The sequence below is a fragment of the Anaeromassilibacillus sp. SJQ-5 genome (assembly GCF_054108045.1).
Genome location: NZ_JBPJWQ010000001.1, coordinates 3,483,894 through 3,509,510, shown reverse-complemented (window position 1 = coordinate 3,509,510; position 25,617 = coordinate 3,483,894). Strand labels below are relative to the sequence as shown.

Here is a 25,617-nt window from a genome sequence, read left to right as displayed (position 1 = left end):
AGTGTCAAGAGTTATGCGCAAATTAGTTTGCAGTCAAAAACAGAAAGAAGTCAACCGGCAAAAGAGGCATCGTCACACGCCCCGTCTAAATGCTTCATGTTCATATACTTCTTGCTGCCCCACTGAGTGCCGGCCACATGACGCAGCCGGGCACAGACAAGCATGAGGGCAGAATTACCGTCTGGGAAAGCCCCCACCACGCGAGTGCGACGGCGGATCTCCCGGTTAAGACGTTCAATCACATTGTTGGTGCGGATGCGCGTCCAGTGCTCATAGGGGAAAGCAGTGTAAGCAAGTGTTTCCTCCAGCCCATCCTCTACCTTTTTCGCCGCCTCGGGCAGTTTCATTTCACGCAGAGCGGTCACTACGTCCCGCGCCTTCGCCTGGGCGGCGGCTCTGCTCTCTTGGGCATGGATTGCTTTGAGCATCTTGGCCACCAGCTTCCCCTTGGTGCGTGGGACGCAGGAAAACACGTTGCGGTAGAAGTGTACCACACACCGCTGGTATTTCGCGTCCGGGTACACCTCTCCCACAGCTTCCAGCATACCGAGGCATTTGTCTCCCACGATGAGCTGGACGCCCTCCAGACCCCGCCCTTTGAGCCACTGAAAGAAGCTGACCCAGCTAGCCTTGTCCTCTTTCATACCCTCGGCAGCGCCCAGCACCTCGCGGTAGCCGTCTTCGTTAACCGCAATGGCAACCAGTACGGCCACATTCTCATACTCTCCGCCCCAGTTGCGGCGCAGGTAGATGCCGTCTACATACACATACGGGTACTTACCGCCCTGTAAGGGGCGGTTGCGCCAGTCTTCAATGTGGACATAGGCTTTCTTGTTCAGTTCGCTGATGGTAGAGGGGGACACCTTGCTGCCCCACAGTGCCTCGGTGATGTCCTCCACGCGGCGCACAGATACTCCAGCCAGATACATTTCAATCAGCGCTTCCTCCACGCTGCTCTCCCGGCGGCGATACCGCTCGATGATGGCGGTTTCAAAGGTTGCTCCCTTTAAACGAGGGACGTTCAAGGTCACGTCGCCGGAGCTGGTGGTCAAGTTACGCTGGTAGTGACCGCTGCGGTAGGCCTGCCGCTCCTCGCTGCGCTCGTAGCGCGCCGCCTGGGTCAGTTTCTGCGCCTCCGCCTCCAACAGGCCGTTGAGGGTCTCCTCCACGCTCCCACGCACCAGTTCCCTGATTTCACCCTTGATTACTTCCTCATTTAGTTGTACAATTTTCTCGGACATAGTTTATTGTCTCCTTTCAGAATGGTGTGTCGTGACTTCATTCTACCAAAGACTGCAAACTATGTCTCTTTTTTTATCCCTTTTTCAATTTGCGCAACTTATTCTACCTTATCGGGCGCTCCATCGAGGAGCTGATGCAGGAGGTCAACGGCCTGTTCGAGGTCTCGGGTTTTTTCAAAAAGGGTCAGGCGTAGACGCGCCTGACCCGCATGAACACTACCCGGAATATCTCTATTACACCGCCTTAGCTTCCGGTGTTTCTTGGAGAGATATCGGAACCATGAGTGTCGAGGAGATTGCCCTAGCCTCTCAAGCCCATCAGGAACGAACACAAGAATTTGCCCGGCTTCTCGCCTGGATCGTATACAATGGCGCGGCACTGGCAGGTATAGCTATGAACGATCCCAAAAGGTATCCAACGCTTGAAGACGCGTTCCCGAAATTATTCGAGAAAAAAGAGCAGCAGAACTGGTGGGAAATTAAAGAACGTGTCAATACTTATGCAAAAGAATGGCGAGATGTTCACAATTCAAATTAAACTAGTAGAGCGGCGACATATAGTATGGAAACGGCTCAAATTTAATTAACCATGCGTTATTAGTATTTTCTCTAAAAGTTAAAATACCACATTGTCCAATCGGTAATGCAGAATATAAATTTTCTGGTACAACGATCTCCTTTGAAATCCCATTTTCAAAAACACACAATACAACATAAGCACCGGCAGGAGGCCATCTAGGTGAATGTAGATCAAGTACAGGCACACGTCTTTTGCCATCAATTCTGGCATTTACGCGGTACTCAATAGAGTTCCATAGCATTTCCTGCTTACGAAACCATCTCATATAAAGAGCTAGTGCTATCACCACAATAGAGTTTAATATGACAAACAGCATGTTGATTTCATAAGGGATTTTCCCAGTAAGAAACAATACTAAACACACTACTAATATTACTAGCATTATGCATTGTAATATGATAAGGCCATACTTAATCCATTTATATTTTTTCGTTACAAACAGCCCCCTACTAATCTAAATTTTTAATAATAAAGAAAGGAGAATCGTCTTGGCCAATACATCATTCGATGTCAATGCTCTATTGAGTAGCCTAACACAATTTGAGCAAGCCGCAGCTACATCCGCTAATGTTTTTCGAGCCACATTCGAAACACAGGTGGCTGGGCTATCTCCGGTTTTCGATCAAACTGCTATTGCCGCTACAACTGCATTTGATACATCAGCCTTATCAGTGGGCACATCATTTAGCACCGCCTTTGCCGGTATTGATGCCTCCGCTGCTACATGTGCTTCAAATTTCGTGGGTAACTTCAGCTCGGCAACACTTTTGTTGGATACAGGCTGTCTACAAACATCTATAAACATAGGATCTTATTTTCAAAGTACCGGCCTGCTTATCTCAGATATGTTTATGGCAACCATTGCTGCCATGTTGACGGGCACAATGTTATTAAACGCGGGGGTTGGAGCCAGTTGTCTTATTCTAGAATCGATTTTTTCAGTTAGCTTTAGCAATATCAGCGCTGCATTCGGATTAACGATTACCAGCATGCTGCTCGGAATTACAACCGCATTCGCCTTTATGAGTTCTGGCAGTGCAATAACTGCTACCGCCATCTCAGGCTGCTTTGCCACCGCTTTTGCCCTCATTGGAGGGGCTGCTACAATCATGGGAGGAACTGTATGTCTTACTTTCGGGGCCATAGAAAAAGCTTTAGGCCCTACAGTTTCCCAAATATCTCAGCTTTCGGGTGGATTCGGGGATGCTTTAGGAATCATTGGTACCCTTTTAGGCATAGCCTCTTCTGTTGTCGGCATGATTACGGCGCTAGGAGGCGCTGGTTCAATCTGCGGCACTGGTATGCTATATGCTGGAGTAGGCTTATTAGCCGCCGGTGCAGGCCTTTTGTTTATAGCTACAGCAGCTGTGATCGCGGCAAAAGCCCTCTATCTTGTTGTAAAACTATCTGGACATTCTACCAATGGAGTAACCTCTGCCGATTTCGGTATCAATATTAATGTAAATCCACCAGATATAAAAAGAGCTGCCTCCGGCGGCTTCCCCTCTATGGGCCAGATGTTCATTGCCCGGGAGGCGGGGCCGGAGCTGGTGGGAACCATCGGTTCCCGCTCGGCGGTGGTCAACAACGACCAAATCGTCGAATCGGTGTCCGCCGGCGTTTACCGCGCGGTGAAGGCCGCCATGGGCCAGAACGGCGGCGGGGTCATCCAGCTGATCCTGGACGGCACGAAGGTGGCCGAGGTGGTGTCGGACAACGTCAACGCCATCACCCGCCGGACAGGCCGCTGCCCCATTCTGGTCTGATTTTCCCATTGATCCCGCGCAAAAGCGGATTCCAGCATTTTCCTATTTACCAGTATACTACAAGCCGGGCATTCCGGCAAGTCGGATTTTGGAAATTTCTACCGGGAAAGGAGCCACCTATGCGGTACTACCCAAAATTTTTGCTCATCGGCGATTCCATCGGTGAGGACACCTGGAACCTGACAGATTTGAAGACCCCCGCCGCCTTCAACGTCAGCCTCTCCGACCTGACGGCTTCGGAGCAGCGCAGCGCGTCGGGGCTGGTGGTGCGGGACCGGATCGGCACCAAGCGCACGCTGTCCCTGTCCTACAACGCGCTGACAGACAAGGAGCTGCGCACCATTTTACAGGCCGTCTCCCCCCTGTACGTCTACATCACCTATCCCGACCCCCTGGAGGGGGAGGCCACCCGGCAGTTTTACGTGCAGGATCGGGGGGTGGACATGGTCCGCTATGACCCGGCCAAAAGGCTGTGGAACGGCCTGAGCCTGACGTTTGTGGAAAGGTAGGGATTCATTATGGTATCGGTATCCCCAGCGTTTCAGGCCGCCGCGACCGCCGACGAGCGGCGGGTGGTGGGCTATCTTTACAAAGGCAATGAGAAATTATACGGCGGCGACGTGATCCAGTCCATGAAAATCACCGAGCTGTGCGGCGGCGGGGAGGATCTCGTCCCCGGGGTGTGCGCCTGCTCGGAGGCGGAGGCGGTGCTGCTGAACCTGGACGGGGCGCTGGACGGCGTGTTCCAGACCGGGCAGGAGCTCATCCCCCATCTGGGCTTCCTGACGGAAAGCGGAGAGGAAACGGTGCCCATGGGGGTGTTCGCCATCACCTCGGTGGAGAACCAGGACGGCAAAATCACCCTGAAGCTCAGCGACAGGATGCTGCGGCTGGAGCAGCCGGTGACCATCGAGTCCAAGGGAACCCATATCGTCCTGACCATGGGCGGGAGATCCCGGACGCTGATGCTGCCCTACACCATTTACAGCCTGTTCACCGCCCTGTGCTATGTGGCGGAGGTGGAGCCGGGCGGCCTCGTGTCGAACGGCGCTATCACGCCCGGCAACGCCTTTGAGGGGGAGACAAGCGGGCGCAATCTGCTGGCCTATATCGCCCAGGCGGCGGGCGGCTTCGCCCGGATGGATCGGTCGGGGCGGCTGGAGGTGAAGACCTACGCGGCCGCGGACGCTCCGCTGAGCCTGGACGACTATTTCACCGTGAAGGAGGCAGGCTTTTCGGTGCCCGCCGTGACCGAGCTGACAGTGCGGGCGGAGGAAGACGACGTGGGCCGCACCATCGGCGAGCCGGGGGTGAGCTACGTCATCACCGGCAACCCGCTGCTTTATGGGTTGAACGGCATGACCAATTACGCGCCGATTATGCAGAACATTCTGGACGGGATGGGGGCGCGGCCCTACGCCCCGATGGAAATCGAGGCACGGGGCAATCCGGCCGTCCAGGCCGGGGACATCCTGACCGTCGCGCTGCGGGACGGGCGGACGGCCGCGCTGCCGGTGATGACCCACACGCTGACCTACAACGGCGGGCTGCGGGACACCCTGGCTTCCACCGGCAAGGCGGCGGAGGCCGGCGAGCAGAAGGGCGCGATCGGCGAAAGCCTGAAGGCGCTCAACCGCAAATCCCACGTGCTGGAAACCGACGTGGAGCACAGCAAATCGGTGATTTCGGAGATCGTCACCCAGGTGCCCTACATAGGCCCCGAGCCGCCGGAGAACCCGGAAGCCGGGCGGCTCTGGCAGGACGAGGCGGATCCGCCGGTGCTGCGGGAATGGAACGGCAGCGCGTGGATAACGGCGGCGGACAAGACCACGGTGATTTCCTCCGCCGTGCAGCAGACCAAGGACGGCATCACCATGGATTTCCTCAACGACAAGGTCAGCAGCTACATGGAGTTCACCGCCGAGGGCCTGGCCATCTACGACAGCCCCAAGGGCACCGAGGGCCGCAAGACGGTGTTCGGCTACGACACGGTGGAGCAGGTGCTGAAAATGGTGGGGGAATATTCCACGCAGATTTATTTGGACGGCAGTCATTCCGTGAAGGCCGAGGTCACCAAATATCCGGTGGATACTATGGCGAGTCAAAACGAGCCCTATGTCGGTTTGCGGATAACCGATGAGGGAGACAATCGAAAATTTGTCGTTGGCAAGGATGTAAGAGGACAAAACCTCAAGGAGGATTTGATACAGTCCGCCGGAAACCGGCTGAGAATCGAATGTTTAGGGGAAAAGCACGAGAGTTACCTGGGCAACGATTACTATACATCGCAAATCGCCCTTCGTTCCATTAATCCAAGCTATGACGTTGGAGAGGGTGCTTATGCAGATATCGGCATGGATACGACCTACTACGGTGAAAACAGCAAGGAAAACTACAGTTCGATATCTATGAATGCAACCTACTTAACGTTTAATGGCGACGACATATGGCACGAAGGCAACCTGCCGGTGGAGTCCGGGACATGGAAGCCGCGATTTGTAACAGGAAGCTGGACTTATAACGACGGAGGTACATTCGGGTATTACTACAAAATCGGCCGATTCGTTTTTTGCCAGGGCCGACTGTCGTGTACATTGCTTTCCGGCGACAGCAATCCCTGCAGACTAAATTTGCCAATCGCCGCGTCCACGCCGGATGACTGCCTGGGCTTTGGTGCAGTCGGCTATTCCAGCGGGTCATCTTTCAGTGACTACACGGGTACATGTATGCGAAATGTACTTCACATTCTGGTATACCGAGATTATGCCGCTTTAAAGTATATGGCGCACCAATATGATACCTGCGGAGATTTATCAACCTCTATAATGCCTAAAAACTTTCAATATAATATCCGTTTTAACCTCATGTATTTGTGTTAGGAGGCCTACCTGTGATTGTAAAATATTACCTGTCTGAACTTTCCGACGAAGTGGTTAATATCCGTAAGCAAAAGTATGTAATGGACGAGGGAAAAAACATCCCCGTGGGATTGCCGGAACGGATGTGTCTGGGTAACAATGCTTTTGGCAGAAATCAAGTGCGGGAACTGTTGCCCGAAAACTATCAGCGGGCCATTTTCACCTTATGGGGAGAGAAAGAACCGGAAGAGCCCGCCGTTGTACCCGAGATTTAACGCCTATTTCCCTCGCACTTCACCGGCATACCAGAATACACTGATAGGGTAAAGATCCGCGGGCGGCGGTTGTCCGCCCGCGGACGCCGCCGGGAATCCGCCGGCGTATCAAGGAGGCCAGTTTTATGGTACACACCTATTCCCTGAAAAAGGACGGCTCCACGCAGCTTTCGCCGCACTTCAAGGTGCGGGAGTTCGCGGAGCCGGGCAATGACAACATTCTGATAGACGATACGCTCATCGACCAGCTGGAGGCGCTCTACGCCCGGCTGGACTGCACCAAGATCATCATCACCAGCGGCTACCGCACCGACGCGAAGGCCAGCCGCCACGCCGAGGGGCGGGCCGCGGACATCAACTGCTGGCACATGGAAAACGGCAAGGAGGTCCGCTATCAGGGCCAGCCCATCCTGCTGGCCGCCGAGGACGTGGGGTTCACCGGCATCGGCTGGAACGTGGGCAGCGCGGTCAGCCGGGCCGCCGTCCACGTGGACACCCGGGAGTCGCCCTATCGCTTCGACGAGGAGGACGGCAACCGGATGGTGAAGGGCAACAGCTGGTACGTCTACTTCGGCGTGAACAAGCCCGTCCCGCCGGGAGAAGCGCCCGACATCCTCTACCAGGTGTACACGGCGGCCAACAAATGGCTGGCGGAAATCACCAACTACGGCGCGGGGAGCCTGGGCTACGCCGGCTACCCCAACCGCCCCGTCCAGGGCGTGCGGGCCAGGCTCTCCCGAGGCAGCATCGAATACCGGGTGCACCTGCGGGGCCGCTGGCTGCCCTGGGTCAAGGACACCCAGGACTACGCCGGGCTGTACGGCAAGGACGCCGACGGGCTGCAAATGCGGCTGGTCGGCCTCCCGGACTGCGCGGTGGAATACCGGGTGGCCGCCATGGGCCGGGAGTACTACCCCTGGGTGCGGGATTACGGCGAGGGCAGCGACGGCTACGCCGGCAGCTTCGGCAAACCTTTCGACCGGCTGCAATGCCGCGTCGTCAAGAAATAAACGGGAGGCAAACAGACGTGTCAAATGAAATCGCCGTGGCCCTCATCGCCCTGTTCGGGACGCTGGCGGGCAGCGCGGGCGGGGTGCTGGCTTCCAGCCGCCTGACCAACTTCCGGCTGCAGAAGCTGGAGGCCAAGGTGGAGAAGCACAACAGCCTCATCGAGCGCACCTACCGGCTGGAGGAACAAATGGGCGTGGCCAACCATCGGATCGCCGACCTGGAGCGGCACGAGGAACAGCGCGTCGGATAAGAAAGGAGACGGATATATGCAGGGGATTTTACTCATTCTCGCCCTGGCCGTGACGGTGGAGGCCGTGGTGGAGTACGTCAAAAGCATCGTGAAAATGTTCACCGAAAAGGACTATCGAACGGCGATTACACAGCTGTCGGCGGCGGCCATCGCCATCGCCCTGTGCTTCGCGGCGGGGGCCGACCTGTACGCCGCGCTGGGGCTGCGTTTCGCCGCCCCCTGGATTGGCACGGCGCTCACCGGCCTGTTCGCCTCCCGGGGCGCCAACTACGTCAGCGACCTCATCGGCAAGCTGCAGGCCCTGGGCCAAAAGCAGGGATAAAAAGCGGAACCGCCCCGGAGTTTCGGCTCCGGGGCGGCTCTCTTTACTCTTTGGTTACTCTTTGGGCTCCCTGTCCGGGGAAACGTCGGCGGACGGCGGGACGGCGGCGGGAGGCGCATAGGGCGGCCTTGTCTGCCGGCGGCGCCGGCTGCGGCGCAGCCCTAAGCGGACAACCAGAATCGCCACGGCGGCCATCGCCGCGATCAGCAGCAGATAGGGCAGCGACCCGACGAACCAGACGAACACCGCCCGCAGGCCGTGGCCCACGCCGGACAGGCTGTCCGAGAAGCGGACGCCGATTTCCTGCCAAATCCCCACCGGCTCCACGACGGTTTCCTTCTCCACCTCGCTGAGCCGGAGGGTGACCGTGCTGTAGGCTACCAGGGTTTCCATGGTGCGCAGCTTGGTCTCATAGGATTCGATATCCCCCCGCACGCCGGTCAGCTTTTCCTGCAGGGTGAGGATGTCGCTGAGGGACGTGGCCTTCTCCAGCAGGGCGAGCAGCGCCTCCTGCTCGGTGCGCAGGGCCTTGAGCCGGCTCTGCACGTCCACATAGTCCATGGTCACGTCCTGGACGTTTTCGGTGCGGGCCAGCACCGTGCCATGGGGGGCCAGCGCCTCCAGGAACCCGTTCAGCTTGTCGGCGGGCACCCGCAGCACGATGGAGCCGTACCGCCCCGCGCTGCCCGCGCCGCCGCGGATATCCGACTGCTGCACATAGCCGCCCGCCGCGGCCAGCCCGGCGTTCAGGCTGTCCATGAAGGCGTCGTAGGTGCGGGTCTCCAGCTCCAGCTCCACGGTTTTGATGAGCTTGCGGTCGGCCGCCGCCTCCCGCTCCCCCTCGTCCGTGTTCAGGCTGTCCCCGCTGCCGTAATCTTTTTGGCCCGGCGCCGCACCCCCGGGGGCCGCGCCCGCGCAGCCCGCCGCGCCCAGGCAGAGCAGCAGGGCCAGCAGCCCGGCCGCCAATCGCTTGAACATTCGATCCCCTCCTCTCTGTTATAGGCAAAGCATACCATATATTTCCGCAAACTTCAATGAAAACTGGAGAATTATTCGTAACAACTGCCCCGCGCGGAAAAGGGTTGCAAAACCGGCGGCGGCGGGGTACACTGGACGGGACAGCCAATAGTTAAGGAGGGCTCCCCATGGAGATGAAGGAAATTCTCGAGCGGATGCACGGGCAGAAGCTCTATTTCTGCAACGACGAAACCCTGATGAAGGAACAGGCGGCCTGCCTGGAAATCCTGTACGATTTCAACCAGACCCGCCCTGGCGAGGGGGAAAAGCGGACGGCGCTGCTCCGCCAGCTGCTGGCCGAGGTGGGGGAAAACGTCTATATCGAGCCGCCGCTGCGGGCCAACTGGGGCCGGCACACCCATATCGGCCGGGACGTGTACGCCAACTTCAACCTCACCCTGGTGGACGACACCCATATCTACATCGGAGACGGCACCATGATCGGCCCCAACGTCACCATTGACGCGGCCACCCATCCCATCCATCCCGGCCTGCGCCGCAAGCAGGCCCAGTACAATCTGCCGGTGACCATCGGTAAAAACGTGTGGATCGGCGCGGGCAGCATCATCCTGCCGGGAGTGACCATCGGGGACAACACGGTCATCGGCGCGGGCAGCGTCGTGACCAAGGATATTCCGGCGAACGTGGTGGCCGTGGGCAGCCCCTGCCGGGTACTGCGGGAAATCAGCGAGCGGGACTACGAGGTCTACGACAAAACCCGCCCCATCGATCTGGAATAAGCAAAGCCCCGCCGGACGACCGGCGGGCTTTTTTTCGGCCCGCAGCGTGTCTATAGTCATTGTCAATTAGCCGCAATTTTAATGAATACATTTATTATTATATAAATTTTATATTTATTTGTTGATAAAATATACTGGATTTTATAATGGTAATAGAATATAATGAATAGGAACCCATATGGATCACGCCATAAGCACGAGGCCAAATCCAAATAGTAAAACGGAAATCATGACGTTGGTGGGGAATTATGAACCAATCTGTAATTAGAAGGCCATCGAAGGCTCTTGGCTTAAGCATCCTTTGCGTCTGCGTTTTATATGCTGGGGCGATGCTTTTGAATATGGAGAGCTTCCTCTTTGGCCGGCTGCAATGCAAAATCGCCGAACCCCTGGTTTCCAGCCTTCTCTTAATAGGGGTACTCGCCATGTCGTTTCTGTTTGGAAAATATGGCGGCAAACGATATGTCATCATCCTTTCCGCTTATCTGGGAATATCCATGGCAGCGACCCTGACAGCTTTTATACTGCAGCTGGCATCTCAAAGCATTGCGTGGTATGTATGGCTGCTGCCGGCGATTATGGTATGGATACCCGTTTATGGCGTTTTTCACTTTTTCCGAGATTTCTATTGGCTGCTGGTGCTTCTTCCTGTGTTTTACGGCGCCAATATCGGCCTTCTGAAGGCCGGAAAACGATGCGGGAAACATGAAAAAGGATAAAAAAACGTTTGGATAAGAAGCCTGACGCTGCGGCCACCGTGAAAAGCCCTGATTCCCCGGCCCCTTCGGACAATTTGGAGGGGCCGGGAGCTTTTTCGGGCCGCCGATTCCTCCGCCCGGCCCGGGCCAACTTTTTTCATCTGTTTTTGGAAAATATTCCGCTCCCCGCGCCCGTCCCTTGACAGGGAGGGCCTTCCGGGGCTACAATGGGCGGTGGAACAAAATCGAATAACGGCGTACGGTTCCGCGTCGCTCCGGGCTTTCCGGGGCCGCGCGGATGAAAAGGGAACGCGGTGCGAAACCGCGGCAGCCCCCGCTACTGTGAGAAGGACGAAAGCTTTCGGGAAGCCCCGGCCAGGCCGGCGCTTCAGTCACTGGATACCCTCTGGGAAGACGGAAAGCGAGTAGGTGGAATTCGAGCCAGGAGACCTGCCTGACGCCGGGACACGCGGGATTTCGGCGGGAAATCGCGCCCAGACGCAGGGGAGCGCATCCCCGCTGCGCGGGATAGAGAGCCGAAACCGGCTCTCTTTTTTGTTCGCAGCAGACCGGCGGGACGACCCGACCGGCGAAGAAAGGATGTAGCCCCATGCAACTGAAAAAGCGCTTGTTCAGCGCGCTGCTGGCACTGGCCGTCGCGGCCGGCGCCGCCTGCCTCCCATCGGCGGCCGCGGGGGCGGCTGGAACCGGTGCCTCCTCCGCCATCACGGCGGACTCCCCTCTCGACTTCCCCCAATTCCGCGGCCAGTCCGGCTCTCCCGGCGTGACGGACGCCAAAACGCCCCTCACCGCCGCGGATATCGAGGAAAAATGGGCCGTGAAATACGGCTCCGGCTGGTTCGCCAACATGGGCACCCCCATTGTGGTGGACGAGGCCGTTTTTGTCCTGGCCCCCTCCAAGAGCGCCCTGCTCAAGCTGGATAAACGCACCGGCGAGATCCTGGCCGAGGGCGCCTGCCCCGGCGGCAACCAGTTCTTCTCCATCATCGGCTCCGGCGACGGAAAAATCTTCGTCCCCCGGGCCGCCACGGTGGACAAGGTCAGCACCGCCGTGATTTACGCCTACGATCAAGAGACCCTGGAGATGGTGTGGCAATCGGCCCCGCTGGGCGAAAAGGCCCAGCCCCTGTCCGCCATCGTGTACCATAACGGCCACATCTACACCGGCGTCTCCGACGGCAGCGCGAAGGTGGGCGGCTTCTACGCCTTCTCCACCGCCGACGACGACCCGACCAAGACCGACGAGGTCAAGCAGCCGGCGTGGACCTACGCCCCGGAAAGCGGGGCCAAGGGCTACTACTGGAGCGCCGCGGCCATCGTGGGGGATGCCGTCGCCTTCGCCGGGGAGGCCGGCGAGGTGGTGCTGCACAGCCCGGACACCGACGAGGTGTACGCCCGGCTGAGCCTGCCGGGCGAGGCGGGCGGCGTGCGCAGCACGGCCCATTACGACCGGGAAACCGGCCGCCTGTTCCTCACCAGCAAGGGTGGATACATACACTCTGTTAAAATTAACGGTGATTACACATTCGATCCCGCCTCCCTCATCAGCAAAAAGATCGGCAACGACGTCACCTCCAGCCCCCTGGTCTTCAAGGGCCGGGTGTACGTGGGCGGCGGCGGGGTGCAGTCCACCGCCGGCTTCTCGGTGCTGGACGCCGATACCCTTGAGCTCATTTACGGCGTGGATGTGAAGACCCAGTCCTCCCCCGTCCTGACCACCGCCTATGCCACCGAGGAAAACGGCTGGCAGGTCTATCTGTACGTCACCCAGTACGAACGCCCCTCCTCCCTGGTGCTCATCGCCGACAAGCAGGGCCAGACCACGCCCGACATGACGGTGCTCGCCGAGCCCTCCACCGTCCAATACTGCACCCAGTCCGCGACCATCGACCGGGACGGCGGCATTTACTACGTCAACGATTCGGGCAACCTCTTTGCCTTCGGCCATGCCGATCCCGCCAAGGGCCTCTATACCGCCGCCGACGTGGATAACGCCATCGGGCGGCTGGCCGCCAGCGGCCCGGTGCAGCTGGCCGACGCCTTCGAGGTCAGCCGGGTGAAGGCCCGCTTCGACGGGCTGGACGCCGCCGGGCAGGCCGCTGTCACCCGCGGCGGAGAGCTGACCGCCATGCTGGAACGGCTGGCCCTGCTGGCCGACGAGAAGGCCGAGGCGGCGGACATCGCGGCCGCCATCGGCGCGCTGGATCCCGCCGCCGTGACCAAGGACGACGCCGCGGCCCTGGGCGCCCTGCTGGCCCGGTATAACGCCCTGTCCGCCGAGGGGCAGGCGCTGGTGGACAACATCGGCACCCTGAAGGCCGCTATCGCCCGGGTGCAGGAGCTGACCGACAAGGCCATGGCCGCCGAGCTGACGGCGAAAATCGCCGCCCTGCCCGAGGAGGCCGCCCTCTGCCTGGACGACAAGGCCGCGGTGCAGGCCGTGGCCGACCTGCTGGCGGCCCAGAACGCGTCGGTGAAAGCCCTGGTGGACGCCACCCGCCTGACCGCCCTGCAAACGCGGCTGACCGCCATCGAGCAGGCGGTGACCGCGCTGAACGATCGCATCTTCAAAGACATTCAGCCCCTGAACGTCACCCTGAAGGACAAGGAAACGGTGGAGAAGCTGGAAGCCGCCTACCAGGCCATCGGGGAGAAGGATAGGAAGCACATTACCGGCTACGACGATGTGCTGTACGCCCGCAAGGTCATCGACGGCCTGCTGGCGGGCCGGGTGGAGGCCGATGTGTTCGCCACCATCTTCGGCTCGGACACCCGTTACACGGTGCCCGGCGTGACCCCGGACGGCCAAAGCTACACCGTCGCCTTTACCGGCACGGCCATCACCGATCCCTCTCTCTCCTTCACCATGGGCCTGTCCTTCACCTCGCAGAACGCCACGGCCATCCGCCGTCTGTCGCCCGACGCGGTGATTTTCTCCTTCGCCCATCAGGGCGCTCTGCCCGGCCCCATGACGGTGGAGGCCCCCGTCTCCCGCGCCGACGGTACTTATACCCTCTACCGATATAATGCGATCACAGGCAAAGCGGAAGCCGCCGGACCGGTGGCGGTGAAAAACGGCACCGCCGTCTTTACGGTGACGCAGGGCTCCGACTTCTTCTTCGGCGAGGCCGCCTCCGCGTCCCCCGATACAGGCGTCGCCTCCGCCCTGCCGGCGGCGGCGGTGCTGGCCCTGGCCGGCGCGGCGCTGCTGTACGCTGTGCGCCGGAAACGGTAATCCGAATCGGCACGCGGCCCTGAAGCGAACGACGCAGCAGGGCCGCGCGTCCTTGTCAAAGGAGCCTTCTTATGAAAAGATTCGCCGCCCTGCTGCTCGCGGCGCTGCTGTGCGCCGCCGCGCTGACCGGGTGTAAAATCGAGTTCCCCGACGATGTGGCGGTAATTCCACCGCTCTCGTCCACCGGATCGGCCGACGTCAGCGCCCCCTCCGCCTCCTCCGCCATCCCGGCGGAAACGACGGCCGCGACGACGGCGGCGACCGGAACGACGACGGTTTCCCCGCCGGCCGGCTCCACCGCCGCTTCGACCGCCAAGCCCACCGCCGCGACCACCAAGGACAAGTACCAGACCGACCCCGTCCCCGAAGGCAAGCCCCAGCCGGTCAACCCCGAGGACACGGAGGTCAACCGGAAAAAGACCGGCACCTGCACTCTGTCGGTGGACTGCCTGACCATCCTGGACAACAAGGACAAGCTGAAAAAGGAAAAGCTGTCCGTCCTCCCGGCGGACGGCATCGTCTACAAGGAGCGGACGGTGCTCTTTTACGAAGGGGAATCCGTCTACGACGTGCTGAACCGGGAGATGAAGAAGTACCGCATCCACATGGCTTCCCGCAACACGCCCGTCTACAACAGCCGGTACATCGAGGCCATCCAGAACCTGTACGAATTCGACTGCGGCGACCTGTCCGGCTGGACGTATCAGGTCAACGGGTGGTACCCCAACTACGGCTGCAGCCGGTACACGGTCAAGCAGGGGGACGCCATTCGGTGGCGGTACACCTGCGACCTGGGCCGGGACGTGGGCTGCGATTTCCTGGAGCAGAACGACTGAGCGCACGCGGCAGAAAGGAGGAATTCCCCTGAAAGACAGCTTTTCCGCCTTCCATCCGGCGGTGAATTTTCTATTTTTCGCGGCGGCTGTTTTCTTCGGCATGTTCTGTATGCATCCCGTCTTTCTGGGGATTTCCCTGGCAGCCGCCCTGGCCTACGCCCTGCGGCTCGGCGGCCGGAAGACCGCCCGCCTGTTCTTCCTCGGGGTGCTGCCTCTGCTTCTGCTGGTGGCCGTCCTCAACCCCCTGCTCAACCACGCCGGCGTGACCATTCTCGTCTACGTCAACGACAACCCCATCACCCTGGAGGCCATCCTGTTCGGCGCGGCCAGCGGTGTGATGTTCGCGTCGGTGCTGCTGTGGTTCTCCTGCTACAACGCGGTCATGACCTCGGATAAATTCCTGTACCTCTTCGGGCGGATCATCCCCGCCCTGTCCCTCATCTTCTCCATGGCCCTGCGCTTCGTCCCCCGCTTCGCCGCCCAGCTGAAAATCATCTCCAACGCCCAGAAATGCGTGGGGCGGGACATCTCCCAGGGCAACCTGCTCACCCGGGCGAAGAACGGGCTGAAAATCTTTTCCATCCTCATCACCTGGGCCCTGGAAAACGCCGTGGACACGGCCGATTCCATGCGGTGCCGGGGCTACGGCCTTCCGGGGCGGACGGCCTTTTCCAACTTCCGGCTGGATAGCCGGGACAAAGCCTCTCTCGGGCTGCTGGGCGGGCTGACCGCCCTGCTGCTCGTCGGGCTGGCCCTGGGGGAAACCACGGCGGTCTATTTTCCCGCCGTGCGCATCCCCCCGGTCACCCCCCTCAGCTTCGTCTTCTACGCGGCCTACGCCGCTTTGCTTTCATTTCCGCTAGTCGTCAATGGTTGGGAGGACATCAAGTGGGCGCGTTTGACATCCAAGATTTAAGCTTTTCCTACCCGGAAAAAACCGAAAAAGCCCTGGACGGGGTGAGCCTGCGGGTTCAGCCGGGGGAATTCGTGGTGCTCTGCGGCCCCTCCGGCTGCGGGAAAACCACCCTGCTGCGCCACTTGAAGCCCATCCTCACCCCCCACGGGCAGCGGCAGGGCGTCATCCTGTTCGACGGGCGGCCCATCGGGGAGCTGTCCTTACGGGAACAGGCAGCCTGCATCGGCTATGTCCTCCAGCAGCCGGAAAATCAGATCGTCACCGACAAGGTGTGGCACGAGCTGGCCTTCGGCCTGGAAAGCCTGGGGGAAAAGCAGGAGGCCGTCCGCCTGCGGGTGGCGGAAATGGCCTGCTTCTTCGGCATCCAGGATTGGTTTATGAAAAAGGTGACCGAGCTGTCCGGCGGACAAAAACAATTGTTAAATTTAGCAAGCATTATGGCTATGCAGCCCAGCGTCCTCATTCTGGACGAGCCCACCTCCCAGCTGGATCCCATCGCGGCGGCGGGCTTCCTGGACACGGTGCGGAAAATCAACAACGAGCTGGGCGTCACCGTCCTGCTGACCGAGCACCGGCTGGAGGAGGCCCTGCCCATGGCCGACCGGGCGATCGCCATGGAGGGCGGGCGGATTCTCGCCGACGGCTCTCCCGGCGAGGTGGGGCGGCAGCTCCGTCGGCAGAAAAGCGGCCTGTTCGCCGCCATGCCCGCCGCCATGCGGATTTACGCCGGTGTCGAAGGGGTCGGAGCGGACGTTCCCTGTCCCGTGACGGTCAAGGAGGGGCGGCGGTTCCTCTCCTCCCTGCCCCTGGATCAGCCGGCCCTGGCGGCCAGCCTCCCCCCCGCCGCGCCCGAACCGCAGGGGGAGCCGGTCATCGTCTTCAAGGAGGTCTGGTTCAAGTACGAAAAGAAGGGGGAGGACATTCTGAAGGATTTGTCCCTCACCGTCCGGGCGGGCACCCTCCACGCCATCGTGGGGGGCAACGGGGCCGGCAAAACCACCGCCCTCTCCCTCGTCAGCCGGCTGAACCGCCCCTACCGGGGTAGCGTTTCCCTGGCCGGCCGGCGGGTGGAGACCTACACCGACGCCGAGCTGTTCCGCGGCTGCCTGGGGGTGCTGCCCCAGAACCCCCAGGCCCTGTTTGTCAAAAAAACGCTGCTGCTGGATCTCCTTGAGATGACCGACAGTCGGCTGAGCAAGGCCGAGCGGGAGCGGGAGGCCCGCCAGGCGGCGGAGGAGGTGGAGCTGTCCGAACGGCTGGACGCCCACCCCTACGACCTGAGCGGCGGGGAGCAGCAGCGGGCCGCCCTGGCCAAGGTGCTGCTGCTCCGGCCGAAAATCCTGCTGCTGGATGAGCCGACCAAGGGCCTGGACGCCCAGTTTAAGGAGAAGCTGGCCGGCATCTTCCGCCGGCTGCTGGGGCAGGGGGCCACCATCCTGATGGTCTCCCACGACGTGGAGTTCTGCGCCCGTCACGCCGACGTGTGCACCCTGTTCTTCCAGGGCGGCGCGGTGGTGACCGCCCCCGCCCGGCCGTTTTTCAGCGGCAACAGCTTCTACACCACCGCCGCCAACCGGATGTCCCGCCACCTGATGGCCGGGGCCGTGACCAACGAGGATGTGATTGACCGATGCAACCGACACGCCGCCGTCTGAGCGGCCGCACCCTGGCCGCCCTGGTGATGCTGTGCGCCGTCCCCGCCCTCATCGCCCTGGGGGTGACGGTGTTCGACGACCGAAAATATTACCTCATCAGCCTGCTGATCATCGCCTGCACCCTGGTGCCCTTCGCCGTGGCCTTCGAGCGGCGGCGGCCCATGGCCCGGGAGCTGGTGGTCATCGCCACCCTGGTGGCCCTGACGGTGGCCGGCCGGGCCGCCTTCTACTGGGCTCCCCAGATCAAGCCGGTGTCCGCCCTGGTGATTGTGGCCGGGGTCTGCCTGGGGGCGGAGAGCGGGCTGCTGACCGGCGCCATGAGCGCTTTCCTGTCCAACTTCTTCTTTGGACAGGGCCCCTGGACCCCCTGGCAGATGTTCGGCTTCGGGCTCATCGGCTTTCTGGCCGGGGTATTGTTCCGGCCCGGAGCCCTGCCCCGGGGGCGGGTGGCGCTGTGCGTGTACGGCGGGCTGTCCACCCTGATTCTCTACGGCGCCATCGTCAATTTCGGCTCCCTGCTGATGTTCGGCAGCACAGCCCTCAACTGGGCGGGGCTGCTGGCCGTGTACGCCTCCGGCCTGCCCTTCGACCTGGTTCACGCCGCCGCCACCGTCCTGTTCCTGGCCATCCTGGGCCCGGCGATGATCGAGAAGCTGGAACGGCTGAGGCGCAAATACGGCCTGCTGGAGACCGCCGCGTAAAGGAAAGGGGGCTGCTCATGCACTTCGTCATGTCCTACAGCGGCGGCAAGGACAGCGCCCTGGCCCTCTGGCGGCTGAAATGCCAGGGGCATCAGCCTGTCGCCCTGCTGGCCACGTATAACCCGGAGCAGGAGCGCTCCTGGTTCCACGGTATCCCCCTGGCCATTCTGGAGGAGACAGCCGCGGCCATGTCCCTGCCCCTGCTGCCCTGCCCCTGCCCGCCCGCGGATTATAACGCCTCCTTCGAGAGGGCGCTGGCCCGGGCCAAGGCCCTGGGGGCCGAGGCCTGCGCCTTCGGGGACATCGACATCCCCGATCATCGGCAGTGGGACGAGGAGCGCTGCGCCGCCGCCGGGCTTTCCTGCTTGCTGCCCCTGTGGGGGGAGGGGCGGGCGGCCCTGGCCCGGGAAGGGGTGGAGGCGGGCTTCCGCGCGGTGATCAAGCTCGTCCGGCTCGACTGTCTGGACGTCTCCTTCCTGGGCCGGACGCTGGACGAGGCCACCCTGGCCGCCATCGCGGCCACCGGCGCGGATATCTGCGGGGAAAACGGGGAATACCACACCCTGGTCACCGGCGGCCCTTTGTTCCGCCATCCCCTCCCCGTGCGCCCCGGCCCGGTCATCCACTTCGGCACCCACGCCGCCATGGATTTTCTCCTGCCATAGCCAAAGGGGGCTGTTGCGAAAGGGGTTTTACCCCTTTTCGCAACAGCCCCAATTTGTTCAGACTGTCAAAAAGTCGGCAAGCGGCTGGACGGGGACGCTGGATTGCGACGGCCTTGTAGGGGCGAGCATTGCTCGCCCGTATCCCATGGCGGTGGGGCCGTTTCGCAGGCGAGCACTGCTCGCCCCTACAATCTCTATCCGAATGGGAGGGGGTGCAAAAAGAGTTTTGCAACAGCCCCCCTTTTTTCTTGCGTTCATAAACATTTTAGAAACATTTTCTGGTATACTGGAAGGGAGCGAAACGAAAGCGGGGATTGCCATGGTGAACATTTTGGTGGTGGAGGACGACGACAGGCTCAACCGCATCGTCTGCACCTACCTGAACAGCAGCGGCTACGCCGTCAAGGGCTGCCGGAACCCCCGGGAGGCCTACGACCTTATGTACAACGGCCGGTATGATCTCATCATTTCCGACATCATGATGCCGGAGATCGACGGCTTCGAGTTCGCCGAAACCGTGCGAAGCCTCAACGCCGCCATCCCCATCCTGTTCCTGACCGCCCGGGACGACCTCGCCTCCAAGCGGCGGGGTTTCCGCGCCGGTGTGGACGACTACATGGTCAAGCCGGCGGACATGGACGAGCTGGTGCTGCGGGTGGGGGCCCTGCTCCGCCGCGCCAACATCGCCAGCGAAAAAAAGCTGACCGTCGGCTCTCTGACCATGAACGCCGACGAGATGAGCGCGGCGGTGAACGGGGAGGAAATCCCGCTGACCGTGCGGGAATTCAACATCCTGTTCAAGCTGCTGTCCTATCCCCGGCACACCTTCTCCCGGGCCCAGCTGATGGACGAGTTCTGGGGCCTGGACAGCGACACCAGCCTGCGGGCGGTGGACGTGTACATCACCAAGCTGCGGGATAAATTCTCCGGCTGCGGCGACTTCAAAATCGTCACCGTCCACGGCCTGGGCTACAAGGCGGTGCCGGTATGAGGGGGGCACCCGACCAGCGGGTCACCGCCCGGCACTTTTCCGGGGGAGAATTTTTCATCACCTTCGCCGTGCTGGCGGTGCTCAGCGCCGGGCAGGCCCTGGTGCTGAGCGCCTACGTGGAGCTGGAGCCGGTGCCGGCGGGCTTTATCTGGGGGATGGCGGGCTATTGGGCCATCGTCGCCGCGGTGTTCAGCCTGGTCACCCATTACCAGATCCGCAAACGGTTCGACCTGCCCATGCGCCGCCTGAGCGCGGCCGCCAAGGCGGTGGCCGGCGGGGACTTCTCCGTGTACGTGGAGCCGGTGCACAAAGGGGATAAGCGGGATTACCTCGACGTGATGGCCGAGGACTTCAACACCATGGTGGAGGAGCTGTCCAGCATCGAAACCCTCAAGAGCGATTTCATCTCCAACGTCTCCCACGAAATCAAGACCCCCCTGGCCGTTATCCAAAGCTATGCCATGGCCCTGCAGCGGGAGGGGCTGTCCGAGGAGGAGCGGCGGGACTATACCGGCGCCATCGTCGCCGCCTCCCGGAAGCTGACCGCCCTGGTCTCCAACGTGCTCAAGCTCAGCAAGCTGGAAAATCAGGAAATCCCCCCGGCCGCCGAACCCTTTGACCTGTGCCGCCAGCTGTGCGACTGCGCCCTCTCCTTTGAGGAGCTGTGGGAAAGCAAGGGGATCGCGTTTGAGGCGGACATCGAGGATCGGGCGGTGATCCGCGCCGACGAAAGCCTGCTGGAGATCGTGTGGAACAACCTGCTGTCCAACGCCCTGAAATTCACCGAGCCCGGCGGGACGGTGACGCTGCGGCAGACCTCCGGCGCCGACACGGTGACGGTGGAGGTGGCGGACACCGGCTGCGGCATGGACGAGGAAACGCAGCGGCATATCTTCGACAAGTTCTATCAGGGGGACGCCTCCCATTCCGGGGAGGGCAACGGCCTGGGGCTGGCCCTGACCCACCGGGTGCTGGAGCTGACCGGCGGCCGCCTCCAGGTCGCCAGCGCCCTCGGCCGGGGCAGCGTTTTCACCGTCACCCTCCCCGTGGACGGCTGAGCGTTTTCATATTTCGTAAACATTTCCGCGACAATTTTCCAACAGCCTTCCGGCATACTGGTGTCATCGGCCGGGCTTTCCGCCCGCTGAAATACCGACTGGAAGGTTCTGAAGCTATGGAAACCAACAAGGGAAACGGGTTTATCGGTTACGAGTATATGGAAGTCGCCGCCGACCGGCAGATGGAGGCCGTGTACGCGGACAGCTATCCCAGCTTCGGCTGGAGGCTGGACGCCTGTACCCCCTGCGTCCAGGGGCTCACCCGCGTGACCATGAAATTCAAGCGGGATCGCAAAATCCGCAACAAGGCTGAGCTGACCCGGCTGCAGCGGCAGTTTGAATCCGGCGCGGCGGAGATAGCCGCCCTGGAAAAATCCAAAACCCTGGGGGCCTCGGCCGCCGCCTTCCTCATCGGCATCGTGGGCACCGCCTTCATGGCCGGGTCGGTGTTCAGCTACCTGGCGGGCATGCTGCCCCTATGCATTCTGCTGGCGGTTCCGGCCTTCGCGGGCTGGATCCTCCCCACCTTCTGCTACGCCGGCCTGCGCCGGCGGCGGGCCGCCAAGGTCGGCCCCCTCATCGATCGGCAGTACGAGACGATTTACGCCGTGTGCGAAAAGGCCAGCGCCCTGCTGGACGGCTGACCGCGGCGCAACCCCCATGAAAGGATGGCGTTGACCATGGAGGAAACCGGAGGGCTTCGCCGGCGGCTGCGCCGGTACTGGGCGATGCGCAAGGATCCCGACGAGAGCGCCATGCTGACAGCCTCCCTCTCCTTTTTCGTCAACGCGGCCATCGGCGTGGGCAAGCTGCTGCTCGGGATCGGGCTGGGCTCCTTCTGGTTCGTGGTCAACGGGGCGTATTACCTGCTGCTGTGCATCGCCCGCGGCCGGGCCGTCGGGCAGTACCGCCGGGCCCTGGCCATGGACGGCGGCGGCCGACAGGCCCTGGAGCGGGCGGTTACCCGCCACACCGGCGTGTTCCTCATCCTGCTGGGGCTGGTCTACGCCCTGACGTGCCTGCGGATGTATCTGCATGGGGATTCCACCGTCTACCGGGGCTATATGGTCTATCTGGTGGCGCTGGTGGCCTTTGTCAAGATGGGGTTCGCCATCTCCGGCACCCTCTCCGCCCGCAAGCGGAACAGCCCCATCGTCACGGCGGTGAAGGTGCTCAGCTTTGCGGACGCCCTGGTCTCCATCGTGGTGACCCAGTGCACCCTGCTGACCTTTAAAAACTCCCCCCACGCCGTGACCAGCAGCGCCCTGTTCGGCCTGGGGGTGAGCGGGCTGTTCCTGCTCGCCGGCCTTATCATGGCCATACGGGGCCGGAAGTCCGCCGGAAAATAAAGAAGCGCTCCCTTTAAAGGGGGATTTATAATTTTTTACTTTTTCTATAGGGTGAACCCCCTTAAAATCAACCGGAGGTTGATTTTAAGGGGGTTTTAACTGCGCCGTCATTGTTTCAGACAACCAAAGGTCGTATAATGATAACAAAAAGAAGCGAGGTGTTGTGCATGCAGTATACGCTAAAATCCCCCCGCTACCAGTTCGCATTCGAAACGGACGGCCACACCGCCCGGATAGCCGGCGGCCATATGGGTGGGATACCCGCGGCCCCTTCTCCGCTTTTCACCGCCACATTGAAAAACACGGCGGACAACCGCAAGCTCCACATTGACACCCTGTCCCACTGGGAGGAAATCCAGATCCACGCTTTTGAGCAAAGCCTTGCGTTTTATTTCCATATACCATCGGAGATCGAAGGACTGACGGTGATGGTGAAAGCCGCGGGCGATCAGGATGGGATTACCTGGCAGACCGACGTGAGCAACGCCAATCCCGCGTGGAGCGTGATGGAGATCACCTATCCCACGCCGTTGCTGGCCGCCGAAGAGTGCGATCTGTTCCTGCCCCTGACAAGCGGACTGGTCCTGAAAAATGCGGGGCAGCGCTGCTATCAGGAAACCAGCTTCTACCCATTTCATCAGGCCTGCATGCAATATTTCGCCCTGTATAACGCGCGCGGCGGCGTGTACATCGGCATTGAAGACGGACGGGCGGCCGTCAAGCGCTTTGACATACGTGTCCAGGACGGCATGGCCTCCATCCAGGCCTCCTTTTTTGGCATCAACGGCGGCAAACCGGGGAACTCCTTTTCCCTTTTCGGCGCGGCGCGCTGGCAGGCCTTCGCAGGCGACTGGTACGACGCGACCATGCTGTATGCCAAATTCGTTCATGCCCAGGCGAACTGGCTGCCTCCGATTGGCGAACAAGGGCGGCCGGACACCCCCGCCCGCTTTCAAAACGTCCCTTTCTGGGTATGCGACTATATCCCCAACAGCGCGTCGCAAGGGGACAACCGGCCCATGAACCTGAGCGCCGGAAGCGATAAAACCGACCCAGGATACTGGTACCAGGCGGTCATCGACCTGCAAGAAGCGTTGGGGGTTCCCATCGCGTACCACGTGTACAACTGGCACGAGATTCCTTTCAACATCGAATATCCCCATTTTCTGCCCGCCAAAACGGCGTTTGCCGAAGGGGTCAAAAAGCTGCGCGAACACGACGTGTATATCCTTCCCTACATCAACGCGGTTAGCTGGGAAATGCACGACGAGGAAGGCGGGCACGCGGTGACGTTTCGCAACACCGGATGCCATGGCGCCGTCCTGGACGAAAACGGCGAATACCAGGTGGAAGACTACCCGCAAAAGACCCGCCGCACAGGCAAGACGGCGAAGCTGGCCCCCATGTGCCCGACATGGAACGAGTGGGGCAATCTTATGGAAGCGCTCGTCCGCGAAATGGAACGGACGCTGGATATCGACGGCGTTTATTTCGATCAAATCTCCGCCACCCCTTCCTATCCCTGCTACAACCCCGAACATACGCACCTGCCCGGCGGCGGGGACTACTGGGTGGAAGGGTATACCCGCATGATGGACAAGATCCGCATGCATAAACCGGCGGACAGCTTCTATTTTTCAGAATGCAACGCGGAACCGTATCTCAAAAGTTTTGACGGGTTTCTCACCTGGATGTGGGTACGTGACGGCGAAGTCCCCGCCTTTTCGGCTATATACGCCGGGTATACGCAGATGCTGGGCCGCTGCACGATCGGCCGCAAAAAGGAGGATTTCGACTTTTTCAAATACTGCACGGCCAAATCCCTGCTGTACGGCCAGCAGCTCGGTTGGTGTAAGGCGGATGTGCTATTCGACACGGACAGGCTGTCCTACCTCAAACAGCTGGTACAGCTGCGCTACCAATACACCTCCCTGTTTCGGAGCGCTCGTATGCTCCGCCCCCCCGTCGTGACCTGTGACGCGAAACCCGTCGTCACATCGCCCGCTTTGTGGTTCAAAGACGATCTTGTCATGGAGCAAGTGCTGGCCGGGGCGTGGCAAGCGCGCAGCGGGGAACGCCTGGTGATTTTCCTCGTCAACAACGCCGAACGGCCGAGCGCGTTTTCGCTCGCCTTTCCGGCGGCGGAATATGCCCTGGAGCGGTATCGCCTTTCCGAGGATTGCGTCCTTGAGGGGGATACCGGCCGCCTGTCAGGCACCCTGCAGCCGCTGGAATGCCGCGTCTGGGAATGGAGAGAGAAGGACGAACCGCTATGCTCAACACCGTGATTTTAGCAGACAATATTCAAAAATATCGGAAAGCCCGCGGCTTGACGCAAAACGAACTGGCGCAAAGCCTGTCCATCAGCCCGCAGGCCATCTCCAAATGGGAACGCGGCGCTTCCGTTCCCGACATTGAGAACCTCTGTTTGATGGCGGAACGGCTGGAAGTTTCAGTCGACACGCTGCTGGGCGGCAGCTATGCCACGGAAAAAGCAATGATAGCGGTGGATGGCGGCACAAGCAAAACCGAGTTTATCCTGTTCACGGAACATGGAACGCTTTTGCACCGCCTGCTGCTGGGCGGCTGCAATCCCAATGTCATCGGTATTGACGGCGCTTGTCAAGTTCTGCGCGAGGGCCTTGACGATCTGTTCAAACGGCATGCGTTTGTGTGCGGCGTGTACATCGGCGCTTCCGGCTTCGGCACGCAGGATAACGCCCGGCTCATCGCTTCCCAGCTGCAAAAAGCATACCCGCATATCAAGCTGCGTTGCACAAGCGATATCTTCAACGTCATCGCCACCGCCACCAGCAGCGAGCAATGCCTGGCCGCCATATGCGGAACCGGCGCGGTCGTGTTCGCGAAAAAAGGCGAGACGCTCACGCGCTTCGGCGGTTGGGGATACTTGTTTGAAGAAGGCGGGAGCGGCTATGCCATCGGCAAAGCCGCCATATGCGCCGCTTTACAGGAAGAGGACGGCTTGGAGGAGAAAAGCCTGCTCACCCAGCTGGTACAAGACAAGCTGGGTTCCACCGCCTGGGGTTCTCTCCACCGGCTTTATGGGGAACCTCCCGCTTTTATCGCGGATTTTGCGCCGCTTGTCTTTCAGGCGCACGCCCGCGCAGACAGCCGGGCGGAACGTATCCTGGAGGAACACGCCGGTTGCCTTGCCCGGTTGATAAACCACGCGTTCCATATCGTGCGCGGCGACGGCCCGCTGGTGCTGTCCGGGAGCATTTTGACCAGTCAGACCGTTTTTCTTGACATGCTGAAGGCCCGGCTGGATCCCTCCCTTCCCGTGCTGGTCCCAGCGGTTGCACAGGTATATGGGGCGTGCCTGCTCTGTTGCCGCTTGTGCAAGCTTCCCACCGGCCCTTTGGCCGAAACATTTTGCAGCCAATACGCTTCTTTCGTATCCGGTAGGTGAAA

General features: G+C 60.8%; 25 protein-coding genes and 1 riboswitch. Of the genes, 22 read left to right on the top strand and 3 right to left on the bottom strand.

Annotation, left to right across the window (positions count from 1 at the left end; genetic code table 11):
- Positions 1 to 50 precede the first annotated feature (50 nt).
- Positions 51 to 1,241 (bottom strand): IS256 family transposase, encoded by a 1,191-nt coding sequence (locus ACSAMM_RS15170; protein WP_457789050.1) that lies wholly within the window; start codon positions 1,239 to 1,241, stop codon positions 51 to 53.
- Between the two features lie 31 nt (positions 1,242 to 1,272).
- On the opposite strand from ACSAMM_RS15170, the gene ACSAMM_RS15165 reads away from it, so the two are divergent.
- Positions 1,273 to 1,779: a hypothetical protein gene (locus tag ACSAMM_RS15165; protein WP_457792127.1), complete on the top strand. Its 507-nt coding sequence runs from the start codon at positions 1,273 to 1,275 to the stop codon at positions 1,777 to 1,779.
- A gap of 1 nt (position 1,780) precedes the next feature.
- On the opposite strand, the gene ACSAMM_RS15160 is transcribed toward ACSAMM_RS15165, so the two are convergent.
- Complete coding sequence (locus ACSAMM_RS15160; RefSeq protein ID WP_457792125.1) at positions 1,781 to 2,086, bottom strand: hypothetical protein; 306 nt, start codon at positions 2,084 to 2,086, stop codon at positions 1,781 to 1,783.
- 223 nt (positions 2,087 to 2,309) lie between these two features.
- Here ACSAMM_RS15160 and ACSAMM_RS15155 point away from each other — a divergent pair, with 223 nt between their 5' ends.
- The 7 genes from ACSAMM_RS15155 (at position 2,310) to ACSAMM_RS15125 (ending at position 8,303) form a co-directional block, all read left to right on the top strand.
- Positions 2,310 to 3,587, top strand: a complete 1,278-nt coding sequence (locus ACSAMM_RS15155; RefSeq protein WP_457792123.1) for a hypothetical protein — start codon at positions 2,310 to 2,312, stop codon at positions 3,585 to 3,587.
- A gap of 119 nt (positions 3,588 to 3,706) precedes the next feature.
- Entirely contained in the window at positions 3,707 to 4,096 is a 390-nt protein-coding gene (locus ACSAMM_RS15150) for a DUF6711 family protein (protein ID WP_178722398.1), read from the top strand.
- A 9-nt stretch (positions 4,097 to 4,105) separates the two neighbouring features.
- On the top strand, positions 4,106 to 6,466 hold the full coding sequence (locus tag ACSAMM_RS15145) for a hypothetical protein (protein ID WP_457792121.1): 2,361 nt from the start codon (positions 4,106 to 4,108) through the stop codon (positions 6,464 to 6,466).
- An 11-nt stretch (positions 6,467 to 6,477) separates the two neighbouring features.
- Positions 6,478 to 6,720: a hypothetical protein gene (locus tag ACSAMM_RS15140; RefSeq protein ID WP_457792119.1), complete on the top strand. Its 243-nt coding sequence runs from the start codon at positions 6,478 to 6,480 to the stop codon at positions 6,718 to 6,720.
- 125 nt (positions 6,721 to 6,845) lie between these two features.
- Entirely contained in the window at positions 6,846 to 7,730 is an 885-nt protein-coding gene (locus ACSAMM_RS15135) for a D-Ala-D-Ala carboxypeptidase family metallohydrolase (RefSeq protein WP_457792118.1), read from the top strand.
- Between the two features lie 17 nt (positions 7,731 to 7,747).
- Positions 7,748 to 7,981 carry a hypothetical protein gene (locus ACSAMM_RS15130; RefSeq protein ID WP_178722403.1) on the top strand — a complete coding sequence of 78 codons (234 nt, stop codon included), beginning with the start codon at positions 7,748 to 7,750 and terminating at the stop codon, positions 7,979 to 7,981.
- Between the two features lie 16 nt (positions 7,982 to 7,997).
- Positions 7,998 to 8,303, top strand: a complete 306-nt coding sequence (locus ACSAMM_RS15125) for a hypothetical protein (RefSeq protein WP_178722405.1) — start codon at positions 7,998 to 8,000, stop codon at positions 8,301 to 8,303.
- Positions 8,304 to 8,357: 54 nt separating this feature from the next.
- Here the strand turns inward: ACSAMM_RS15125 and ACSAMM_RS15120 are convergent, their stop codons facing one another.
- Entirely contained in the window at positions 8,358 to 9,281 is a 924-nt protein-coding gene (locus tag ACSAMM_RS15120) for a DUF4349 domain-containing protein (protein ID WP_457792116.1), read from the bottom strand.
- Between the two features lie 167 nt (positions 9,282 to 9,448).
- On the opposite strand from ACSAMM_RS15120, the gene ACSAMM_RS15115 reads away from it, so the two are divergent.
- The 14 genes from ACSAMM_RS15115 to ACSAMM_RS15050 all read left to right on the top strand — a co-directional run bounded on the left by ACSAMM_RS15115 (position 9,449) and on the right by ACSAMM_RS15050 (position 25,615).
- On the top strand, positions 9,449 to 10,060 hold the full coding sequence (locus ACSAMM_RS15115) for a sugar O-acetyltransferase (RefSeq protein WP_457792115.1): 612 nt from the start codon (positions 9,449 to 9,451) through the stop codon (positions 10,058 to 10,060).
- Between the two features lie 248 nt (positions 10,061 to 10,308).
- The gene (locus ACSAMM_RS15110) at positions 10,309 to 10,779 is read left to right on the top strand and encodes a hypothetical protein (protein WP_457792113.1); all 471 of its coding nucleotides are present in this window, start codon (positions 10,309 to 10,311) and stop codon (positions 10,777 to 10,779) included.
- A gap of 222 nt (positions 10,780 to 11,001) precedes the next feature.
- A riboswitch (cobalamin riboswitch) is annotated at positions 11,002 to 11,230 on the top strand.
- Positions 11,231 to 11,368: 138 nt separating this feature from the next.
- Entirely contained in the window at positions 11,369 to 14,014 is a 2,646-nt protein-coding gene (locus ACSAMM_RS15105) for a hypothetical protein (RefSeq protein WP_457792111.1), read from the top strand.
- Positions 14,015 to 14,085: 71 nt separating this feature from the next.
- Positions 14,086 to 14,850 (top strand): DUF4430 domain-containing protein, encoded by a 765-nt coding sequence (locus ACSAMM_RS15100; RefSeq protein WP_457792110.1) that lies wholly within the window; start codon positions 14,086 to 14,088, stop codon positions 14,848 to 14,850.
- A 61-nt stretch (positions 14,851 to 14,911) separates the two neighbouring features.
- Positions 14,912 to 15,766, top strand: a complete 855-nt coding sequence (locus ACSAMM_RS15095; RefSeq protein WP_457792109.1) for an energy-coupling factor transporter transmembrane component T — start codon at positions 14,912 to 14,914, stop codon at positions 15,764 to 15,766.
- On the top strand, positions 15,739 to 17,421 hold the full coding sequence (locus ACSAMM_RS15090; RefSeq protein WP_457792108.1) for an ABC transporter ATP-binding protein: 1,683 nt from the start codon (positions 15,739 to 15,741) through the stop codon (positions 17,419 to 17,421). The genes ACSAMM_RS15095 and ACSAMM_RS15090 overlap by 28 nt, the downstream gene beginning before the upstream one ends.
- Positions 17,397 to 18,122 (top strand): ECF transporter S component, encoded by a 726-nt coding sequence (locus ACSAMM_RS15085; RefSeq protein ID WP_457792106.1) that lies wholly within the window; start codon positions 17,397 to 17,399, stop codon positions 18,120 to 18,122. Before ACSAMM_RS15090 ends, ACSAMM_RS15085 begins: the two co-directional genes overlap by 25 nt.
- A gap of 17 nt (positions 18,123 to 18,139) precedes the next feature.
- Positions 18,140 to 18,787 carry an adenine nucleotide alpha hydrolase gene (locus ACSAMM_RS15080; RefSeq protein WP_178722425.1) on the top strand — a complete coding sequence of 216 codons (648 nt, stop codon included), beginning with the start codon at positions 18,140 to 18,142 and terminating at the stop codon, positions 18,785 to 18,787.
- A 319-nt stretch (positions 18,788 to 19,106) separates the two neighbouring features.
- Positions 19,107 to 19,778: a response regulator transcription factor gene (locus ACSAMM_RS15075; RefSeq protein ID WP_457792104.1), complete on the top strand. Its 672-nt coding sequence runs from the start codon at positions 19,107 to 19,109 to the stop codon at positions 19,776 to 19,778.
- On the top strand, positions 19,775 to 20,836 hold the full coding sequence (locus ACSAMM_RS15070) for an ATP-binding protein (RefSeq protein WP_178722429.1): 1,062 nt from the start codon (positions 19,775 to 19,777) through the stop codon (positions 20,834 to 20,836). Before ACSAMM_RS15075 ends, ACSAMM_RS15070 begins: the two co-directional genes overlap by 4 nt.
- A 116-nt stretch (positions 20,837 to 20,952) precedes the next feature.
- On the top strand, positions 20,953 to 21,480 hold the full coding sequence (locus ACSAMM_RS15065) for a hypothetical protein (RefSeq protein ID WP_457792102.1): 528 nt from the start codon (positions 20,953 to 20,955) through the stop codon (positions 21,478 to 21,480).
- 36 nt (positions 21,481 to 21,516) lie between these two features.
- Complete coding sequence (locus ACSAMM_RS15060; RefSeq protein ID WP_457792101.1) at positions 21,517 to 22,185, top strand: hypothetical protein; 669 nt, start codon at positions 21,517 to 21,519, stop codon at positions 22,183 to 22,185.
- 137 nt (positions 22,186 to 22,322) lie between these two features.
- A complete protein-coding gene (locus tag ACSAMM_RS15055) occupies positions 22,323 to 24,473 on the top strand; it encodes a DUF6259 domain-containing protein (protein WP_457792099.1) in 2,151 nt (716 codons plus the stop codon).
- Entirely contained in the window at positions 24,458 to 25,615 is a 1,158-nt protein-coding gene (locus tag ACSAMM_RS15050; protein WP_457792097.1) for a BadF/BadG/BcrA/BcrD ATPase family protein, read from the top strand. Before ACSAMM_RS15055 ends, ACSAMM_RS15050 begins: the two co-directional genes overlap by 16 nt.
- Positions 25,616 to 25,617: the final 2 nt, after the last annotated feature.

What these genes read in the sequence shown, in the direction of transcription:
- ACSAMM_RS15170 (WP_457789050.1), bottom strand. Translation starts at nt 1,241, where the DNA reads ATGTCCGAGAAAATTGTACAACTAAATGAGGAAGTAATCAAGGGTGAA.
- ACSAMM_RS15115 (WP_457792115.1), top strand. Translation starts at nt 9,449, where the DNA reads ATGGAGATGAAGGAAATTCTCGAGCGGATGCACGGGCAGAAGCTCTAT.
- ACSAMM_RS15145 (WP_457792121.1), top strand. Translation starts at nt 4,106, where the DNA reads ATGGTATCGGTATCCCCAGCGTTTCAGGCCGCCGCGACCGCCGACGAG.
- ACSAMM_RS15125 (WP_178722405.1), top strand. Translation starts at nt 7,998, where the DNA reads ATGCAGGGGATTTTACTCATTCTCGCCCTGGCCGTGACGGTGGAGGCC.
- ACSAMM_RS15050 (WP_457792097.1), top strand. Translation starts at nt 24,458, where the DNA reads ATGCTCAACACCGTGATTTTAGCAGACAATATTCAAAAATATCGGAAA.
- ACSAMM_RS15105 (WP_457792111.1), top strand. Translation starts at nt 11,369, where the DNA reads ATGCAACTGAAAAAGCGCTTGTTCAGCGCGCTGCTGGCACTGGCCGTC.
- ACSAMM_RS15085 (WP_457792106.1), top strand. Translation starts at nt 17,397, where the DNA reads ATGCAACCGACACGCCGCCGTCTGAGCGGCCGCACCCTGGCCGCCCTG.
- ACSAMM_RS15065 (WP_457792102.1), top strand. Translation starts at nt 20,953, where the DNA reads ATGGAAACCAACAAGGGAAACGGGTTTATCGGTTACGAGTATATGGAA.
- ACSAMM_RS15070 (WP_178722429.1), top strand. Translation starts at nt 19,775, where the DNA reads ATGAGGGGGGCACCCGACCAGCGGGTCACCGCCCGGCACTTTTCCGGG.
- ACSAMM_RS15060 (WP_457792101.1), top strand. Translation starts at nt 21,517, where the DNA reads ATGGAGGAAACCGGAGGGCTTCGCCGGCGGCTGCGCCGGTACTGGGCG.
- ACSAMM_RS15080 (WP_178722425.1), top strand. Translation starts at nt 18,140, where the DNA reads ATGCACTTCGTCATGTCCTACAGCGGCGGCAAGGACAGCGCCCTGGCC.
- ACSAMM_RS15110 (WP_457792113.1), top strand. Translation starts at nt 10,309, where the DNA reads ATGAACCAATCTGTAATTAGAAGGCCATCGAAGGCTCTTGGCTTAAGC.
- ACSAMM_RS15055 (WP_457792099.1), top strand. Translation starts at nt 22,323, where the DNA reads ATGATAACAAAAAGAAGCGAGGTGTTGTGCATGCAGTATACGCTAAAA.
- ACSAMM_RS15075 (WP_457792104.1), top strand. Translation starts at nt 19,107, where the DNA reads ATGGTGAACATTTTGGTGGTGGAGGACGACGACAGGCTCAACCGCATC.
- ACSAMM_RS15100 (WP_457792110.1), top strand. Translation starts at nt 14,086, where the DNA reads ATGAAAAGATTCGCCGCCCTGCTGCTCGCGGCGCTGCTGTGCGCCGCC.
- ACSAMM_RS15135 (WP_457792118.1), top strand. Translation starts at nt 6,846, where the DNA reads ATGGTACACACCTATTCCCTGAAAAAGGACGGCTCCACGCAGCTTTCG.
- ACSAMM_RS15150 (WP_178722398.1), top strand. Translation starts at nt 3,707, where the DNA reads ATGCGGTACTACCCAAAATTTTTGCTCATCGGCGATTCCATCGGTGAG.
- ACSAMM_RS15160 (WP_457792125.1), bottom strand. Translation starts at nt 2,086, where the DNA reads ATGAGATGGTTTCGTAAGCAGGAAATGCTATGGAACTCTATTGAGTAC.
- ACSAMM_RS15120 (WP_457792116.1), bottom strand. Translation starts at nt 9,281, where the DNA reads ATGTTCAAGCGATTGGCGGCCGGGCTGCTGGCCCTGCTGCTCTGCCTG.